16 protein-coding genes and 2 pseudogenes are annotated in these 15,732 nt (G+C 74.3%); 14 read left to right on the top strand and 4 right to left on the bottom strand.

Annotated elements, in window-relative coordinates; all coding sequences use genetic code 11:
• Positions 1–110 (top strand): annotated as a pseudogene (locus tag HDR73_RS08070) (IS481 family transposase); the annotation flags it as partial.
• Between the two features lie 59 nt (positions 111–169).
• Here the strand turns inward: HDR73_RS08070 and HDR73_RS08075 are convergent.
• The 4 genes and pseudogenes from HDR73_RS08075 to HDR73_RS08090 form a co-directional block, all read right to left on the bottom strand.
• Positions 170–637 (bottom strand): annotated as a pseudogene (locus tag HDR73_RS08075) (NUDIX hydrolase); the annotation flags it as partial.
• Between the two features lie 9 nt (positions 638–646).
• Positions 647–1,252: a GNAT family N-acetyltransferase gene (locus tag HDR73_RS08080; protein ID WP_012300080.1), complete on the bottom strand. Its 606-nt coding sequence runs from the start codon at positions 1,250–1,252 to the stop codon at positions 647–649.
• A 14-nt stretch (positions 1,253–1,266) separates the two neighbouring features.
• Entirely contained in the window at positions 1,267–1,902 is a 636-nt protein-coding gene (locus HDR73_RS08085) for a GNAT family N-acetyltransferase (RefSeq protein ID WP_012300079.1), read from the bottom strand.
• Positions 1,899–3,218 carry a glutamyl-tRNA reductase gene (locus tag HDR73_RS08090; protein ID WP_012300078.1) on the bottom strand — a complete coding sequence of 440 codons (1,320 nt, stop codon included), beginning with the start codon at positions 3,216–3,218 and terminating at the stop codon, positions 1,899–1,901. Before HDR73_RS08090 ends, HDR73_RS08085 begins: the two co-directional genes overlap by 4 nt.
• 116 nt (positions 3,219–3,334) lie before the next feature.
• On the opposite strand from HDR73_RS08090, the gene hemE reads away from it, so the two are divergent.
• The 13 genes from hemE to hemL all read left to right on the top strand — a co-directional run bounded on the left by hemE (position 3,335) and on the right by hemL (position 15,704).
• Positions 3,335–4,444, top strand: coding sequence for a uroporphyrinogen decarboxylase (gene hemE / locus HDR73_RS08095; protein WP_012300077.1), 1,110 nt, complete (start codon positions 3,335–3,337; stop codon positions 4,442–4,444).
• Positions 4,437–5,876 carry a protoporphyrinogen oxidase gene (gene hemG, locus HDR73_RS08100; protein ID WP_041464736.1) on the top strand — a complete coding sequence of 480 codons (1,440 nt, stop codon included), beginning with the start codon at positions 4,437–4,439 and terminating at the stop codon, positions 5,874–5,876. Before hemE ends, hemG begins: the two co-directional genes overlap by 8 nt.
• Positions 5,877–6,003: 127 nt before the next feature.
• Positions 6,004–6,345 carry a hypothetical protein gene (locus HDR73_RS08105; protein WP_012300075.1) on the top strand — a complete coding sequence of 114 codons (342 nt, stop codon included), beginning with the start codon at positions 6,004–6,006 and terminating at the stop codon, positions 6,343–6,345.
• Positions 6,346–6,377: 32 nt separating this feature from the next.
• The gene (locus tag HDR73_RS08110; protein WP_012300074.1) at positions 6,378–6,794 is read left to right on the top strand and encodes a phage holin family protein; all 417 of its coding nucleotides are present in this window, start codon (positions 6,378–6,380) and stop codon (positions 6,792–6,794) included.
• Positions 6,784–7,059 carry a DUF3618 domain-containing protein gene (locus tag HDR73_RS08115; RefSeq protein WP_012300073.1) on the top strand — a complete coding sequence of 92 codons (276 nt, stop codon included), beginning with the start codon at positions 6,784–6,786 and terminating at the stop codon, positions 7,057–7,059. The genes HDR73_RS08110 and HDR73_RS08115 overlap by 11 nt, the downstream gene beginning before the upstream one ends.
• A gap of 39 nt (positions 7,060–7,098) precedes the next feature.
• Positions 7,099–8,718 carry a polyprenol phosphomannose-dependent alpha 1,6 mannosyltransferase MptB gene (gene mptB / locus HDR73_RS08120; protein WP_223842668.1) on the top strand — a complete coding sequence of 540 codons (1,620 nt, stop codon included), beginning with the start codon at positions 7,099–7,101 and terminating at the stop codon, positions 8,716–8,718.
• 86 nt (positions 8,719–8,804) lie between these two features.
• Positions 8,805–9,368, top strand: a complete 564-nt coding sequence (locus HDR73_RS08125; RefSeq protein ID WP_041464735.1) for a TIGR03086 family metal-binding protein — start codon at positions 8,805–8,807, stop codon at positions 9,366–9,368.
• Between the two features lie 71 nt (positions 9,369–9,439).
• On the top strand, positions 9,440–10,210 hold the full coding sequence (hemQ, locus tag HDR73_RS08130; protein WP_223842667.1) for a hydrogen peroxide-dependent heme synthase: 771 nt from the start codon (positions 9,440–9,442) through the stop codon (positions 10,208–10,210).
• A complete protein-coding gene (locus tag HDR73_RS08135) occupies positions 10,210–11,460 on the top strand; it encodes a ferrochelatase (protein WP_041464733.1) in 1,251 nt (416 codons plus the stop codon). Before hemQ ends, HDR73_RS08135 begins: the two co-directional genes overlap by 1 nt.
• Positions 11,457–12,443: a hydroxymethylbilane synthase gene (gene hemC / locus HDR73_RS08140; protein WP_012300069.1), complete on the top strand. Its 987-nt coding sequence runs from the start codon at positions 11,457–11,459 to the stop codon at positions 12,441–12,443. The genes HDR73_RS08135 and hemC overlap by 4 nt, the downstream gene beginning before the upstream one ends.
• Positions 12,440–13,279, top strand: a complete 840-nt coding sequence (locus HDR73_RS08145) for a uroporphyrinogen-III synthase (protein ID WP_012300068.1) — start codon at positions 12,440–12,442, stop codon at positions 13,277–13,279. Before hemC ends, HDR73_RS08145 begins: the two co-directional genes overlap by 4 nt.
• Complete coding sequence (gene hemB, locus HDR73_RS08150) at positions 13,276–14,256, top strand: porphobilinogen synthase (protein ID WP_012300067.1); 981 nt, start codon at positions 13,276–13,278, stop codon at positions 14,254–14,256. The genes HDR73_RS08145 and hemB overlap by 4 nt, the downstream gene beginning before the upstream one ends.
• Positions 14,257–14,336: 80 nt before the next feature.
• Positions 14,337–15,704 carry a glutamate-1-semialdehyde 2,1-aminomutase gene (gene hemL, locus HDR73_RS08155; protein ID WP_012300066.1) on the top strand — a complete coding sequence of 456 codons (1,368 nt, stop codon included), beginning with the start codon at positions 14,337–14,339 and terminating at the stop codon, positions 15,702–15,704.
• The last annotated feature ends 28 nt before the right edge of the window (positions 15,705–15,732 follow it).

The raw sequence follows: 15,732 nt of genomic DNA on the forward strand, positions 1-15,732 counted from the left end.
ACCAACACCGGGCCGACGCGCTTGACCCCTTCATCGAGCACTACAACACTGAACGGATCCACTCGAGCCACGGGCTCACGCCCGCGGCCCGAGTGTCACCAACGTCATGACCCAGTACATCTAGCGCCGCCTGGCCGGCCGGCGGGCAGCGGTCGGAGTCCGCGGACGTCACCAGCTCGACCTCTGCCACCTCGCCGGAGGGCACCGGCTGCTGCCGCGTGCCGTCCCGGGGCTCCGCGCGGTAGACGGTCATGCTCACGAGCCGCCCCGCGTGCGCGCCGTGCGCGTCGGCGAGCACGGTGAAGAGGTCCTCGATGCTCGCGGGGTCGATCTCGAGCCCCACCTCCTCGGCGGCCTCCCGGACGAGCGCCTGCCGCGCGCCCTCGCCGGGCTCGATCTTGCCGCCGGGCAGGTAGAGGACGTCCTGCCCCTCGACGCGCACCATCAGCACGTGACGGTCGCGGATGAGGGCGAGCGCGGCGACCCGCAGCGGACGCTCGTCGGGATCGCGGCGTCGGGCCGCGGAGCCCCCGGGGCCGCCGCCGTCGAGCTCGTCCAGCTCGTCGAGGTCGTCGTCATCGTCGTCGTCGAGGACGGGCACGACCGGTCGTCCGGCGGGGTCGGGGGTCGATGTCACGCGGTCCTCCTACAGTCCATCGAGGCTCTGGCGAGCCGCCCACTCCACGTCGAGCAGGGCGACGACCACGGTATCCGCCCATGCTCCACGGGCCCATCGGTCGTGCACCAGCAGCGCCTCGCGCCGCATGCCGAGGCGCTCGGCCAACCCGAGGGCCGCGGAGTCGGCCGCGTTGACCCGGCACGCGACGCGGTGGACGCCGACCTCGGCGAACGCGAGCTCGAGGATCCGGTCGGCCGCCTCCGTCGCGAGGCCCGCGCCCCGCACGTCCTCGTGCACGACCACGCCGAGCTCGGCCTGCCGGGCGCCGGGGTCGCGCAGCAGCAGGTGCACCTCGCCGACCACGCGGGCCCACCGCTGGCCCTGCGCGGGCAGCTCGATCGCGAGGGCGAGCCGGTCGCCGACGTCGGCCAGCCGGGTCCAGCCGAGGCGGTCGCCGAGCATGCGGGCGGGGTCGGACGAGGATCCGGCGAGGTGCGGCCGTGCTCCGGGGGACGCCGCGTAGGCGTCCAACGCGACCACGTCGTCCGGTGTGAACGGCCGCAGCACGAGCCGGGCCGTGCGGACGGGGCCGCGGACCTCGAACGGGTCGAGCGCGGGCAGGTCGCCGTCCATCGGGATCCTCCGGGTCAGGTCGCGGCGGGCGGCGTCGCCCACTCGTCGGCCAGCACGGCGTAGTAGAGGCTGTCGACCCACTCGCCCTTCACGAGGTGCTCCTCGCGGAAGTGCCCCTCCCGGCGCATGCCGAGGCGCTCGGCCATGCGGGCGGAGGAGGTGTTGCGGGCGTCGAGCTGCGCGAGGACGCGGTGGGCGCCGGCGCGCTGGAAGGCGATGTCGAGCATGGCGCGGCTCGCCTCGGTGGCGTATCCGCGACCGGCGAAGTCCGGGTTCATGACCCAGCCGATCTCGAGCTGGCGCGAGGCGGCGTTGCGGAGGAGGAGGGACACGTCGCCGACGACGCGGCCGGATCCCGCGCGCGGGTTGAGGCTCGGCTCGTCGGGCAGCTCGACGGCGAGCCCGAGGAAGTCGTTCGACTGCTCGAGCCGCGTCTTCCGGCAGCGGGCCGCGAGGTGGCGCTTCGACGCCTCGCGGTCGCGGAGCGGCCAGAACATGTACTCGACCACGTCGGGTCGGCGTTGGATGTCGGCGTAGTCGTCGAGATCGTCGGCCGTGTAGGGACGGATCACCAGGCGCTCCGTGCGCACCGGCTCGGACATCCTGAGCGGCGCGTCGAGGCGCGGGCCGCGGAGGATGCGGGGCCTCACGACGCCTGGCCCGCCTCGGCCGTGCGCGGCAGCGCGACGGCGACGGGGGAGGACACCGCGGCGGGCATCTCCACGTCGAGGCCGAACAGCGCCTGGACGGCGTCGACCACTCGGGCCCCCTCGCCCTGGCGCGCCAGCTCCCGGGCGCGGACGGAGGGCTTGTGCACGAGGACGCTCACGAGGTGACGGAGCGCCTTCTCGGTCGCCTCCGAGGAGTCGCCGCGCTTGCGCACGCGCTCCAGCTCGCCCTCGAGGACGTCGAAGATGTGGGTGCGCAGGGCGACGACGGCGGGGGCCACCTCGTCCTCGGCGCTCGCGGCGCGGAACTCGGCGGCGGCGGTGCTGACGATCTCGCGGGCGTCGTCCGTGGCGGTCAGGTCGCGCAGCGGCGCGTGCAGGCTGATGGTCTCGAGGTCGAGCAGCTCGACGCCCTCGACGGTGACGACGTCCGGATCCACGTTGCGGGGCAGCCCGAGGTCGATGACGAGGCGGCGGCGCCCGTCGCCCGACACCGCGGCGGCGCCCTGCATGTGGTGCGCGGCGAGCACGGCGGTGGGCGCCGTGCTGCAGGTGACGACCATGTCGGACGCGGCGAGCGCCTTCAGGAGGTCGCGGCCCTCGACGGCGGGGATCCCGTGGGGGCCCGCGAACTTCTGCGCGCGGCCCGAGGGGGAGTAGACGTGCACGTCGACGACGCCGCGGTCGCGGAGCGCGGCGAGGCTCGCGCCCGCGTACGCGCCCGTGCCGACGAGGAGGACGCGCGTGGCGGACCAGTCGGCGATGCGGCTCTCCGCGAGATCCAGCGCGAGGCGGACCATGGACCGTCCGGCGCTCTGCAGGCCCGTGCGCGTCTTGACGCCGCGGGACGTGTTGGACGCGGTCTGGAAGAGGCGCTCGAGCCCGGTGCTCGTGGTGCCGCCGGTGCGCGCGCCCTCGAGCGCCCGACGCACCTGCCCGGCGATCTCGCCCTCGCCGACGACGACGGACTCGAGGCCGGAGGAGACGGCGAAGAGGTGCTCGGCGACCGCGTCCCCGCACTTCACGTCGACGCTGCCGCGGACGTCGTCGCGGGCGATCCCGCTGGCCCCGCTGACCACGTCCACCGTGGCCTCGACGGCCAGCGCGCGGGCGGCGGTGAGGGGCTCCTCGACGTCGAGGTAGGCCTCGAAGCGGTTGCAGGTGGCGAGGACGACGGCCCCCGCGATGAAGTCGTTCTGCTCCATGAGCGTGCCGGCGACGGAGGGTGCGGCCACGGACAGCTTCTCGAGGACCTCGAAGCTGGCGTTGTGATGACTCGCCGTCAGACATATGAGCACGGTCCATGGTAAACCTCCCCGCCGTGTGCTCCGGGCCGGTGAGGGTGTCCTGACAAGGTCAGGCCCGCCTCCCCAGCCGAGCGGGCCCGCAGGCGGGGGATGCGATGATCTGATCCGTGATCACGCCCTCCTCCTCGTCCTCCCTCGCGTCCGCCGCCCTCCCGCTGCCCGCGGAGCACCCGCTCAACACGCGCACCTCCTCCTCCCTCCTCGTCGAGGCCTACCGCGGCCATCGCGGCGAGCGCGCCCCCGTGTGGTTCATGCGCCAGGCCGGCCGCTCGCTGCCCGAGTACCGCGAGCTGCGCGTGGGCACGCGCATGCTCGACGCGTGCCTCGACCCGGAGATGGCCAGCGAGATCACGCTGCAGCCGGTGCGCCGCCACCACGTCGACGCGGGCATCTTCTTCAGCGACATCGTCATCCCGCTGAAGCTCGCGGGGGTCGGCGTCGACATCGTCGCGGGCCGCGGGCCCGTGCTCGAGAAGCCCGTGCGCACCGCGGCCGACGTCGCGGCGCTGCCGTCGCTCGACCCGGCCGCCCTCGAGCCCATCCGCCAGGCCGTCGCGCGCACGGCCGCCGAGCTCGGCGACACCCCGCTCATCGGCTTCGCGGGCGCGCCCTTCACGCTCGCCGCCTACCTCGTCGAGGGTGGGCCGAGCAAGGACCACATCGCGGCGCGCGGCCTCATGCACGCGGATCCCGACGCCTGGGACGCCCTCATGCGCTGGTGCGCCGAGATCACGGGCGTCTTCCTGCACGCACAGGTCATGGCGGGCGCCTCCGCCGCGCAGCTCTTCGACTCGTGGGCGGGCGGCCTCTCGCTCGCCGACTACACGCAGCGCGTCGCCCCGGCCTCCGCGCTCGCGCTCGACCACGTGCGCACGATCACCGCGGCGGACGGCCGCACCGTCCCGCTCGTCCACTTCGGCGTCGGCACGGGCGAGCTGCTCGGCGCGATGCACGACGTGGGCGTCGACGCGGTGGGCGTCGACTGGCGCATCCCGCTCGATGAGGCGTCGCGCCGCCTCGGCGGATCCGTGCCCGTCCAGGGCAACATCGACCCGGCGCTCCTGGCGGCCCCGTGGCCGATCCTCGAGGCGCACGTCCGCGACGTGCTCGAGCGCGGGAAGACGGCACCGGCCCACGTCCTGAACCTCGGCCACGGCGTGCCGCCCGAGACCGATCCGACCGTGCTCACCCGCATCGTGGACCTCGTCCGTGAGTAGCGACCCGCGTCAGGCCGCCGGTGAGGTCGACCCGACCGACGTCGTCGTGGTCGGCGGCGGCGTGGGCGGCCTCATCGCCGCGCGCGCCTGCGCCCTGGCCGGCGAGCGCGTGATCCTCGTGGAGGCGTCGCCCGCGCTCGGCGGCACCGTCGGATCGCACGTGGTCGACGGCCTCCGCCTCGACAGCGGCGCCGAGAGCTTCGCCACCCGCCGCAGCACGGTGGCCGCCTTCCTCGGAGAGCTCGGACTCGCCGACCGGATCGTGCAGCCGAACCCGGACGGCGCGTGGGTGCAGCTCGCCGAGCGCGCCATCCAGCTGCCGCGCACGGGCCTCCTCGGGATCCCCGCGCACCCGTTCGACGCCACCATCGCCACCGCGATCGGCCGCGCGGGCGTCGCCCGCGCCAAGGCCGACCTCCTCCTCCCCGCTGTCGTCGGCGCGAAGGAGCGCACGCTCGGCGGCCTGGTGCGCGCCCGCATGGGCGACCGCGTGGTCGACCGGCTGGTCGCGCCCATCGTCTCCGGCGTGCACAGCGCCCACCCCGACGAGGTCGACGCCGACTCCGTCGCGCCCGGCCTCCACGCCGGGCTCGCCGAGCACGGCTCGCTGGGGCGCGCGGTCGCGTCCATGCGCGCGGCGTCGCCCGCGGGATCCGCCGTCAGCGGCATCGTCGGCGGCGTCCACCTGCTGGTGGACGCGCTGGTCGCCGACCTCGCGCGCCTCGGCGTCGACGTCCGGACCTCCCTCGCGGTCGAGTCCGTCCACCGGCACCGCTCCCATGAGGGCGCGTCCGCGTCCGACGACTGGCACGTCGAGCTCGCCGACGGCCGCGGCATCGACGCGGCGGGCGTGGTCCTCGCGATCCCCGCTGCGGGGCTCACCCGCCTTTTCTCGGGACTCGCGCCGCGCGCCGTCACGGAGGGCTGGCCCGAGCCGTCGTCCGTCGAGCTCGTCACGCTCGTCGTCCGCGCGCCCGAGCTCGACGCCGCACCCCGCGGCACCGGCGTGCTGGTCGCGGCCGACGCCCCGGGGATCCGCGCCAAGGCCCTCACGCACGCGACCGCGAAGTGGCCGTGGCTGAAGGCGGCCGCGGGCGACCGGCACGTGCTCCGCCTCTCCTACGGACGCGCGGGCGGCGACGACGACACCGCCGGCGTGCCCGACGACGAGCTCACCGCGATCGCCGTGCGCGACGCGTCCGGGCTGCTCGGAGTCGACCTCGCGGGCCGCGTCACCGGATCCGCCCGCGTGCGCTGGACCAACGCCCTCCCGTTCGCCGCGTCCGGCCACCGCGAGCGCGTCCAGGCCGTGCGCGACGAGGCGGCCGAGCACCCGGGTCTCGAGATCACCGGATCCGCCGTCGCGGGCACCGGGCTCGCCTCCGTCGTGGCCGACGCGCAGGCCGCCGCGGCGCGCCTCCTGGCCCGCTGATGCGCGGTCGGGGCCCCGCCTGGCCGGGCACCGACCGCCCCGTCGCCCCCGACCACGCGGCAGCGCCGGAGGGATACGCTGGACCGACGTGTGCTGCACGTGCCCCCTCAACGATCGGAGATCTCCCATGAAAGGCAAGCTTCTCTTCGTCGCCGGAGCTGGTGTCGGCTACGTCCTCGGCGCCCGCGCCGGACGCAAGCGCTACGAGCAGATCCGCACGAACGCCAAGAAGGTCTGGGACGACCCGAAGGTCCAGCGCCAGGTCGACAACGCGGCCGGCTTCGTGAAGGACCACACCCCCGACGTGGCGCACGCGGTCGTCGGCGGCGCCAAGAAGGTCGTCGGCACCGTCACGGGCGGCAAGAAGGACTCCGCGAGCGGCTCCACCCCCTCGAGCGCATCGGGCACGCACTACCCGACCATGGACCCCGCATCGCCCGAGCCGAACGGCTCCGGCACCTCCCGCTGACCCGCCCGCCCATCCCCAGGAGGGAACCCCGCATGACGGATCAGGATCTCAATCCGAAGAGCAAGCGCTCGCTCGTCCGGCTCGTCGCCGACCTGCCGACGCTCATCGTCCAGCTGATCAAGGACGAGATCGAGTCGTTCAAGAACGAGCTCGTCACCAAGCTCAAGCACGCGGGGATCGGCGCCGGCTTCCTCGTCGTCGCGCTGTTCTTCGCGTTCATCGCGTTCCTGGTGCTCGTCGCCGCCGCGATCCTCGGCCTGTCCGAGGCGTTCTCACCGTGGCTCTCCGCGCTCATCGTCGCAGGCGTCTTCCTCCTCATCACGGTGGTGCTGGCGTTGCTCGGCATGCGCTGGATCAAGAAGGGCGTCCCGCCGACGCCCGAGGAGACGGTCGACAGCCTCAAGGAGGACGTCGACGCGGTGAAGGGGACCGGCAAGTATGACCACTGATCGCCCCCGCCCCACGGGACCCCGCTCCCGCGCCGAGCTGAAGCTCGACATCCAGCACACGCGCGAGGAGATCTCCGCCACGCTGGACGCCCTCGAGGCCAAGCTGAACGTCCGACGCCGGGCGAAGGACGGCATCGCCGACCTCCGCCGCCGAATCCGCCGCACGGCCGACGAGGACCCGCTGCTCCTCGTGGCCGTCGGGGTGGGCGCGGTCGTCGTCGTCGGCGGCGTGGTCTGGGCCGTGGCCCGCGCCGCGCGTCGCTGATACGCCGGTCGAGCATCCGCCATGGCCGAGGGGGGTTCCGTGCGCGCACGCCGCCGCGAGGCGCGTGAGCCGGGATCCCTGGGTGCGCATCCGCTGATGCTGCCGGGCCTCGTGGGGCTCGCCGGCTCGCTGATCCTCCTCGCGGCGTCGTTCATCGTCGGCCATGCTCCGGCCGAGTCGGAGCTGTCGCGGACTCCCGTGATCGGCGCCCTCCGCGTCTCGCCCCTCGCGACGAGCATCGCGTCCCTCGCGGTCGTCGTCGGCGGCCTGATGCTCACCTCGGCGTGGCTCCTCCTCGGCGCGCTGCTCCCGCGGCTCGGACAGGCCGGTCTCCGCGCGACGCTGCGGCTCGCCGTCGTGTGGACGGTCCCGCTGCTCTTCAGCGCGCCGCTGTTCAGCCGCGACATCTACTCCTACATCGCCCAGGGGCGCGTGCTGGGGGCCGGCCTCTCGCCGTACGAGCACGGGCCCGCCGTGCTGCCCGACTGGCGGAGCACAGGCGTCGATCCGCTGTGGGCGCACAATCCCGCGCCGTACGGGCCCCTGTTCCTCGCCATCGAGCGCGTCATCGGCGGGATCGACGACGCCCTGGGCGTGGAGGTCGCGGTCCTCGCGGCGCGCGGCGTCGCCGTCGCCGGCGTCGTCCTGATGGTCGTATGCGGCCTCCGCATCGCCCGCCGCCGCCGGATCGACCCCGTGCGGACGGCGTGGTTCCTCGCCGCCAGCCCGCTCGTCGTCTTCAACTTCGTCATGGCCGCGCACAACGACGCGCTGATGATGGGCCTGCTCGTCGCCGGCCTCCTCGCGGCCATCGACTCGCGGCCCGTGCTCGGCGTCGTGCTCGTGACGTGCGCGGTGGCGGTCAAGCCCATCGCGCTCCTCGCCCTGCCCATCGTCGCCATCGTGCACGCCGAGATGCGGGCCCGTCGCGTCGACGACCGGGCGCCGGAGGGCGTGGCCGTCGACGGCTCGGCGGGCGGCGTCCCCGGCCTCCGCCCGCCCACGCGCGACCCGCGGGTCTGGGCGGCGTGGACCGTGTCGGGCATCGCCGCCATGGGCCTCCTCGCGCTCGGCGGTCAGCTGCTCGGCGTCGGCCTCGGCTGGATCTCCGCGCTGTCGAGCCCCGTCTCCGTCGTCTCGTGGTTCATGCCGTTCGGCGTCGCCGCGGGCGCGTTCGGCCCGCTGGTCGAGGCGCTCGGCGGGCCGGGCGGGGCGGTCGAGGGCGGGATCAAGACCGCGGGCATCCTGCTCGGCTTCGCGGGCGCCGCGTGGTGCATCCTCACGACCCGCACGCTCTCCGGGGAGGCGCGGCTCGCGCTGGCGTTCGCGTGCGTGGTCGCGATGTCGCCCGTCGTCTACCCCTGGTACGGCTTGTGGGTGCTCGTGATCCTCGCCGTCGTCGGCATCGCGGACGGTGCGGCCATGTCGCTCGCGGTGTCGGCGACCGTGTTCCTCGTCGGCGTCAACCTGCTGGAGCCGATGGCCGTCGTGCACTCGGTCGCCTCCGGCTGGCCGCGCCTGCTGGTCGTCGTCGTGGCGGTCGTGGGGATCCTCGGGGTGCTCGCGCCGGGGCTGCAGGGGCTCGCGGGCACGGATCCGTTCCGCGCGCTCCGCGCCCCCCGCCACCAGTTCTCGGCCGCCCGGCAGCCTCCGGTCTGACCCTCCTCCCGCGACGCCGCAGCGCGCGGGAATGCGCGCGACCGCCGCCGACGTTCCCCGAGCACACCACCGACGGGAGCGCGACCATGGACACCGACCTCGACTGGCACGACCTCATCCGCCGGGCGCACGGCGGCTTCGCCGACCGCCTCGGCGCCGTCACCGACTGGACCGCCCCGACGCCCGACGTCGAGTGGGACGTGCGCGAGCTCGTGGCGCACGTCATCGAGGAGCAGCAGTGGGTGCCGCTCCTCCTCGCCGGCCACACCGCGCAGACCGGCCAGGCGCTGATCCGCGAGCTCGACGACGACCTCGTGGCCGAGTGGGGCCGCTACTCCCGCGAGGCGCTCGCGGCATGGGAGGGCGTCGACCCGGAGCGTCCCGTGGTGCTGTCGACGGACCGTGTGCCCGCCCGCGAGTACCTCCGCGAGCAGCTCTCGGACGTCGTGATCCACGGCTGGGACCTCGCGCGCGCGGTCGGCGCCGACGAGCGCATCGACGACGAGCTCGTGCGCGCCACATGGACGGTGTTCGCCCCGCAGAAGGACACGCTCGAGGCCAGCGGCCTGTTCGCGTCGCCCGTGCCGGTCGCCGAGGACGCGCCCCTGCAGGTCCGCCTGCTCGCGCTCACCGGCCGCGACGCCCGGTAGGTGGGCGGGATGATCTGACGGCGGCCCGGCCGATGCGGGGCGGGGTCGCCGCGCGACGTACCATGGGGATCATGAGCATCCCGGCTGCCGAGTCGGCGGCATCTCAGGTCCCCCCGATCGAGTCCCCCGGAGAGGCCCGTCCTGACGACGGGTCCACCCCCGAGGCATCCCCCAGCGGCTACGCCCTCTGGGCCGTCCTCCGCCGCGATCCCGCCCGCCCCGACGACCTCGACGGTCGCGAGGTCCCCGGCGCGGTCGACGAGCTCGACGGCATCGTCCACATCGTCGAGGCCGAGGGCGTCACCGTCCGCGGCTTCTACGACGTCTCCGGCATGCGCGCCGACGCCGACCTCATGGTCTGGATCCACGGCCCCCAGATGGAGACCCTTCAGTGGGCCTTCCGCGAGATCCGCCGCGCGCGCCTCATCCGCGCGCTCATCCCGTCGTGGAGCGCCGCCGGCGTCCACCGCGACGCCGAGTTCAACCGCAGCCACGTGCCGGGCTTCCTCCGCGGCATCGAGCCGCGCGACTGGCTCTGCGTCTACCCCTTCGTCCGCTCCTACGAGTGGTACCTGCTGCCGCCCGAGGAGCGCGGGCGCATGCTCGCCCAGCACGGCCGCCAGGGCGCTGCCTTCCGCAGCGTCATCGCCAACACGGTCTCGTCGTTCGGCCTCGGCGACTACGAGTGGATCCTCCCGCTCGAGTCGAACGAGCTCGTCGACCTGGTCGACATGATGCGCGATCTGCGCAACACCGACGCGCGCCGTCACGTGCGCGAGGAGGTCCCGTTCTACACGGGCCGCCGAATCAGCACCGCCGAGCTCGTGGAGGTCCTCCAGTAATGGCCGCACTCAACCTGGGTCGCAAGCCCACCCCCGCAACCGACGCGCCGCGCGCCCCCGGCGCCCTCGTCTCCGCCGCGAGCGAGGCCGCGAAGATGGGCCCTGCCCACGTCGAGGAGCCCGTCGCGTACGACGCGATCCTCCTCGCCTCCTTCGGCGGCCCCGAGGGCCAGGACGACGTCATCCCGTTCCTCCGCAACGTCACCGCGGGTCGCGGGATCCCGGAGGAGCGCCTCGAGGAGGTCGCCCACCACTACCGCGCGTTCGGCGGCATCAGCCCCATCAACGAGCAGAACCGCGAGCTGAAGGCGGCCCTCGAGGCGCGTCTCGCCGAGCGCGGCATCGACCTGCCCGTGCTGTGGGGCAACCGCAACTGGGGCCCGTACCTCAACGACGCGCTGCGCGAGGCCGAGGAGAAGGGCTACCGCCAGCTCATCGCCGTCGCCACGAGCGCGTACAGCTCGTACTCCTCGTGCCGCCAGTACCGCGAGGACTTCGCGGACGCGCTGGAGGACACGCAGCTGCAGGGCGTCATCCGCATCGACAAGGTGCGCCAGTTCTTCGACCACCCGGGCTTCGTCACGCCGTTCATCGAGGGCACGCGCGACGGGATCCGCGACGTGATCGCGCACTTCGAGGCGGAGGGGAAGCCCGTCGACCTCGCGACGGACGTCGAGATCCTCTTCTCCACACACTCGATCCCGTCGTCGGACGCGTCCAAGTCCGGCCCCGCCGAGCGCGGCTTCGACCAGGACGGCGCCTACGCCGCGCAGCACCTGGCCGTCGCCGAGGTCGTGATGCACGAGGTCCGCAAGGAGCTCGGCATCGACCAGGACGTGCCGTGGCAGCTCGTCTACCAGTCGCGCTCCGGCCCGCCCTCCATGCCGTGGCTCGAGCCTGACGTGAACGACGCCATCGGCGAGCTGCCCGCGCAGGGCCGCCGCGCCGTCGTGATCGTGCCCCTCGGCTTCGTGAGCGACCACATGGAGGTCAAGTGGGACCTCGACAACGAGGCCACCGAGTCCGCCGCCGAGAACGGCCTGTACTCGGTGCGCGTCCCCACGCCGGGCGTGCACGCCGCGTACGTCGACGGCCTCATCGACCTCGTGCTGGAGCGCCGCGACGGCATGAAGGCGGCCGACCGTCCCCACATGACCGACCTCGGGCCCTGGTACGACGTGTGCCGGCCGGGCTGCTGCGAGAACGTGCGGCTGGGCTTCAAGCCCGCCGTCTCCGGGCTGGCACCGTGACGGACGGTCCCACGACGTCGGCTCCGACGACGACGCTCCGCATCGGGACCCGGGGGAGCGCGCTCGCCCTGGCCCAGACGCGGGCGATCGCCGCGGAGATCACCGGCGCGTCGGGACTCGAGGTCGAGCTCGTGCCCGTGACCACGCACGGCGACACGTCGCGCGAGTCCCTGTCGAGCCTCGGCGGCACGGGCGTGTTCGCCAGCGCGCTCCGGGAGTCGCTGCTGCGCGGCGAGTGCGACCTCGTGGTGCACTCGCTCAAGGACCTGCCGACGGCGCCGTACGCGGGCCTCACGGTCGCGTCGGTGCCGGTGCGCGAGGACCCGCGCGACGTGCTGTGCGCGCGCGACGGCCTCACACTCGCGACCCTGCCGCGCGGCGCCCGCGTCGGCACCGGATCACCGCGCCGCCGCGCGCAGATCCTCGCCGAGCGCCCGGACCTCGACGTGGTCGACATCCGCGGCAACATCGACACCCGCCTCTCCCGCGTGACCGCGGGCGACCTCGACGCCGTGGTGCTCGCCGCCGCCGGCCTCGAGCGCATCGACCGCATCGGCGCCGCCACCGAGCACCTCGAGCTGGACCGCTGGCCCACCGCACCCGGGCAGGGCGCGCTGGCCCTCGAGATCCGCACGGAGGACGCCGAGACGCACTCGGTCGTCGGCCGTGCCGTCGAGGCCGTCGACGACCCCTTCACGCATGCCGCCGTGCTCGCGGAGCGCGGCGTGCTGGCCGCCCTCGAGGCCGGATGCGCGGCGCCCATCGGCGCCTGGGCCACCGTCACGAGCGCCCGCCTCGCCCTCACCGCCGTGGTTTACCGGCCCGACGGCACGCAGCGCATGGCCGCGAGCCACGAGCTCGACACCGCGGGGCTCGATCTCGCGCAGCTGGGCGCATCCGCCTCCGCGCTCTCGGGGCCCGTGTCCCGCGAGCTCCTCGACGCCGGAGCGGCCGATCTCGCGCCGCTGGGAGGGACCCGATGACCTCGACAGACCAGAAGCCCCTGAAGGGCTGGCGCGTGCTCGTGCCTCGCGGCGGACCGTGGGGCGACGGCGTCGCGTACGATCTCCGGGCGCAGGGCGCGACGCCCGTCGTCGCGCCCATGATCAACTTCGCCGCCACGCAGGACGCGCAGGCGCTCGAGTCGGCCCTCGCCGACCTCGCCGCGGGATCCTTCGACTGGCTCACCGTCACGAGCGCCACCACGGTGGACGTGCTCGCCTCGCACCGCGCCGTCGTCCCCGAGGGCACGCGCATCGCGGCCGTCGGCGAGACCACGGCGGCCGCGCTCGTCGCCGCGGGATACACGGTCGACTTCGTGCCGTCCATCGACTCGTCGGCCACCGCGCTCCTCGAGGAGTGGACGGAGATGGCCGCCGGATCCCCGCGCCGCCGCGTGCTCACGCTCCGCTCCGAGATCGCGAAGCCCACGCTCACCGACGGCCTCATCGCGCGCGGCCACGACGTGCGCTCGGTCGTCGCCTACCGCACGGTCGGCGTCCCCGTCAGCGACCGGATCCGCGAGGACGTCTCCTCGGGCCGCGTCCGCGCGATCCTCGTCACCTCGGGCAGCGTCGCGGAGCAGGTGCACGAGCAGCTGGGCGACGTGCCCGACGGCGTGCTCATCGCCTGCATCGGCCCGCGCACCGCGAAGGACGCGCGCCGATTCGGCGTGCGCGTCGACGTGGTCGCCACGGAGCGCTCCGCCGCGTCGCTCATCCAGTCCCTGGTCGAGATCGCCCGCCACGAGGAGCCGCGACCCGATACGGCGGGGCTCACCGGCCTCGCCGACCTCCTCGATCGGAGCACCACCGAATGACCTCCCCCTACTACCGTCCGCGCCGCCTCCGCACCACGCCGGCCATGCGCCGGCTCACGGCCGAGACCCGCCTGCACGCGGCCGACCTGGTGCTGCCGATGTTCGTGCGCGAGGGCCTCACGGAGGCCTCGCCCATCACGTCGATGCCCGGCGTCTCCCAGCACTCGCTCGACAGCCTGCGCCGCGCGCTCGTCGAGGCGGCCGAGGCCGGCATCGGCGGCGTGATGCTGTTCGGCGTGCCCGAGGTGCGCGACGCCGAGGGCTCCGGCGCGAGCGATCCCGACGGGATCCTCAACGTCGCCACCCGCGTCGCGATCGAGGAGTTCGGCGACGCGCTCGTCGTCCAGACCGACCTCTGCCTCGACGAGTTCACGGACCACGGCCACTGCGGCGTCCTCGACGCGGACGGCGTGGTCGACAACGACCGCTCGCTCGACCGCTACCGCGCCATGGGCCTCGCCCAGGCGGAGGCGGGGTCCCACCTGCTCGGCCTCAGCGGCATGATGGACGGCCAGGTCGGCGCCGTCCGCGAGGCCCTCGACGACGCCGGGCACCACGACGTCGCGATCCTCGCCTATGCCGCGAAGTACGCGTCCGCCTTCTACGGCCCCTTCCGCGAGGCCGTCGACTCGCAGCTGCAGGGCGACCGCCGCACGTACCAGATGGACAACGGCAACCGCCGCGAGGCCCTGCGCGAGGTGGAGCTCGACATCGAGGAGGGCGCCGACGTCGTCATGGTGAAGCCCGCCATGAGCTACCTCGACATCCTGGCCGACGTCGCCGCCACCAGCAGCGTGCCGGTCTGGGCATACCAGATCTCCGGCGAGTACGCGATGATCGAGGCCGCCGCGCAGAACGGCTGGATCGACCGCGAGCGCGCCATCGACGAGAGCGTCCTCGGCATCAAGCGGGCCGGCGCCGACGCGATCCTCACCTACTGGGCCGTCGAGCTCGCCGAGCGCCTCGCCCGGCGCTGAGCCGCTCCTCCCTCCCCGCCGGATCCCCGTCCGGCCCGCAGCATCCGAGCGCATCGACGCCGGGCACCGAAGGACACACCGTGACCCACTCCCAGGACCTCTTCGACCGCGCACGCGACGTCATCCCCGGCGGCGTCAACTCGCCCGTCCGGGCCTTCGGCTCCGTCGGCGGCACGCCCCGCATGATGGTGAGGGCTGCCGGCCCCTACGTGACCGACGCCGACGGCGTGGAGTACGTCGACCTCGTCAACTCCTGGGGCCCCGCGATCCTCGGCCACGCCCGCCCCGAGGTCGTCAAGGCCGTGCAGGACGCCGCCGCCCTCGGCCTCGGCTTCGGCGCCACGACGCCCGCCGAGACGGAGCTCGCGGAGCTCGTCACCGAGCGCGTTCGCGTCGCGGGCGTCGACGGGTCCCCGGACCGCCGCCCCGTCGAGAAGCTCCGCCTCGTGTCCACCGGCACCGAGGCCACCATGACCGCGATCCGCCTCGCCCGCGGCTTCACCGGCCGCGACCTGCTCGTGAAGTTCGCCGGCCACTACCACGGCCACTCCGACAGCCTCCTCGCCGAGGCGGGCTCCGGCGTCGCCACGCTCGCGCTCCCCGGCTCCGCGGGCATCCCCGAGGCCATCGCCGCGCAGACCATCGTCGTGCCCTACAACGACCTCGGCGCCGTGCGCGCCGTGTTCGCGGAGCACGGCCCGCGCATCGCCGCCGTCATCACGGAGGCCGCCGCCGCGAACATGGGCGTCGTGCCGCCGCTGCCCGGCTTCACCGCCGAGCTCGCCCGCATCGCCCACGACAACGGATCCCTGCTCATCTCCGACGAGGTGCTCACGGGCTTCCGCGTGCACCCGGCCGGCTACTGGGGCCTCGACAACGACGGGCTCGCGGCCGACCACCCCGACGCCTGGACCCCCGACCTCGTCACGTACGGCAAGGTCATCGGCGGCGGCCTGCCCGTCGCCGCGCTCGGCGGCCGGGCCGACGTGATGGACCACCTCGCGCCCCTCGGCCCCGTCTACCAGGCGGGCACGCTCTCCGGGAACCCGGTCGCCGTCGCCGCGGGCCTGACGACCCTCCGCCTCGCGGACGCCGACGTGTATCGCGCACTCGACATCGCGGCCGACATCCTCATCTACGCGGTCGAGCTCGCCTTCGACCGCGCGGGCCTCGCGTACTCGGTGCAGCGCGCCGGCAGCCTCTTCAGCTTCACGTTCGGCACGCCGCCCGAGCACGGGATCACCGACTACGCCACCGTGCAGGCGCAGGAGACCTGGCGCTACCCGGCCTTCTTCCACTCCATGCTCGACCAGGGCGTGAGCCTGCCGCCGTCGGTCTTCGAGGCGTGGTTCGTCTCGGCCGCCATGGACGAGGCCTCGCTCGACCGCGTGATCCGCGCCCTCCCGGCCGCCGCCCGCGCGGCCGCCGCGGCCACCCCGCCGGCTTAGCGGGCGGTACCGCCGACGGCACGCTCGG

The organism is Clavibacter sp., from assembly GCF_014802555.1.
Lineage (GTDB): Bacteria > Actinomycetota > Actinomycetes > Actinomycetales > Microbacteriaceae > Clavibacter > Clavibacter sepedonicus.

Coding starts and splice junctions, on each gene's coding strand:
- HDR73_RS08125 (WP_041464735.1), top strand. CDS start 8,805: ATGGACACCGACCTCGACTGGCACGACCTCATCCGCCGGGCGCACGGC.
- HDR73_RS08110 (WP_012300074.1), top strand. CDS start 6,378: ATGACGGATCAGGATCTCAATCCGAAGAGCAAGCGCTCGCTCGTCCGG.
- HDR73_RS08115 (WP_012300073.1), top strand. CDS start 6,784: ATGACCACTGATCGCCCCCGCCCCACGGGACCCCGCTCCCGCGCCGAG.
- HDR73_RS08145 (WP_012300068.1), top strand. CDS start 12,440: ATGACCTCGACAGACCAGAAGCCCCTGAAGGGCTGGCGCGTGCTCGTG.
- HDR73_RS08105 (WP_012300075.1), top strand. CDS start 6,004: ATGAAAGGCAAGCTTCTCTTCGTCGCCGGAGCTGGTGTCGGCTACGTC.
- HDR73_RS08135 (WP_041464733.1), top strand. CDS start 10,210: ATGGCCGCACTCAACCTGGGTCGCAAGCCCACCCCCGCAACCGACGCG.
- hemB (WP_012300067.1), top strand. CDS start 13,276: ATGACCTCCCCCTACTACCGTCCGCGCCGCCTCCGCACCACGCCGGCC.
- HDR73_RS08080 (WP_012300080.1), bottom strand. CDS start 1,252: ATGGACGGCGACCTGCCCGCGCTCGACCCGTTCGAGGTCCGCGGCCCC.
- hemQ (WP_223842667.1), top strand. CDS start 9,440: ATGAGCATCCCGGCTGCCGAGTCGGCGGCATCTCAGGTCCCCCCGATC.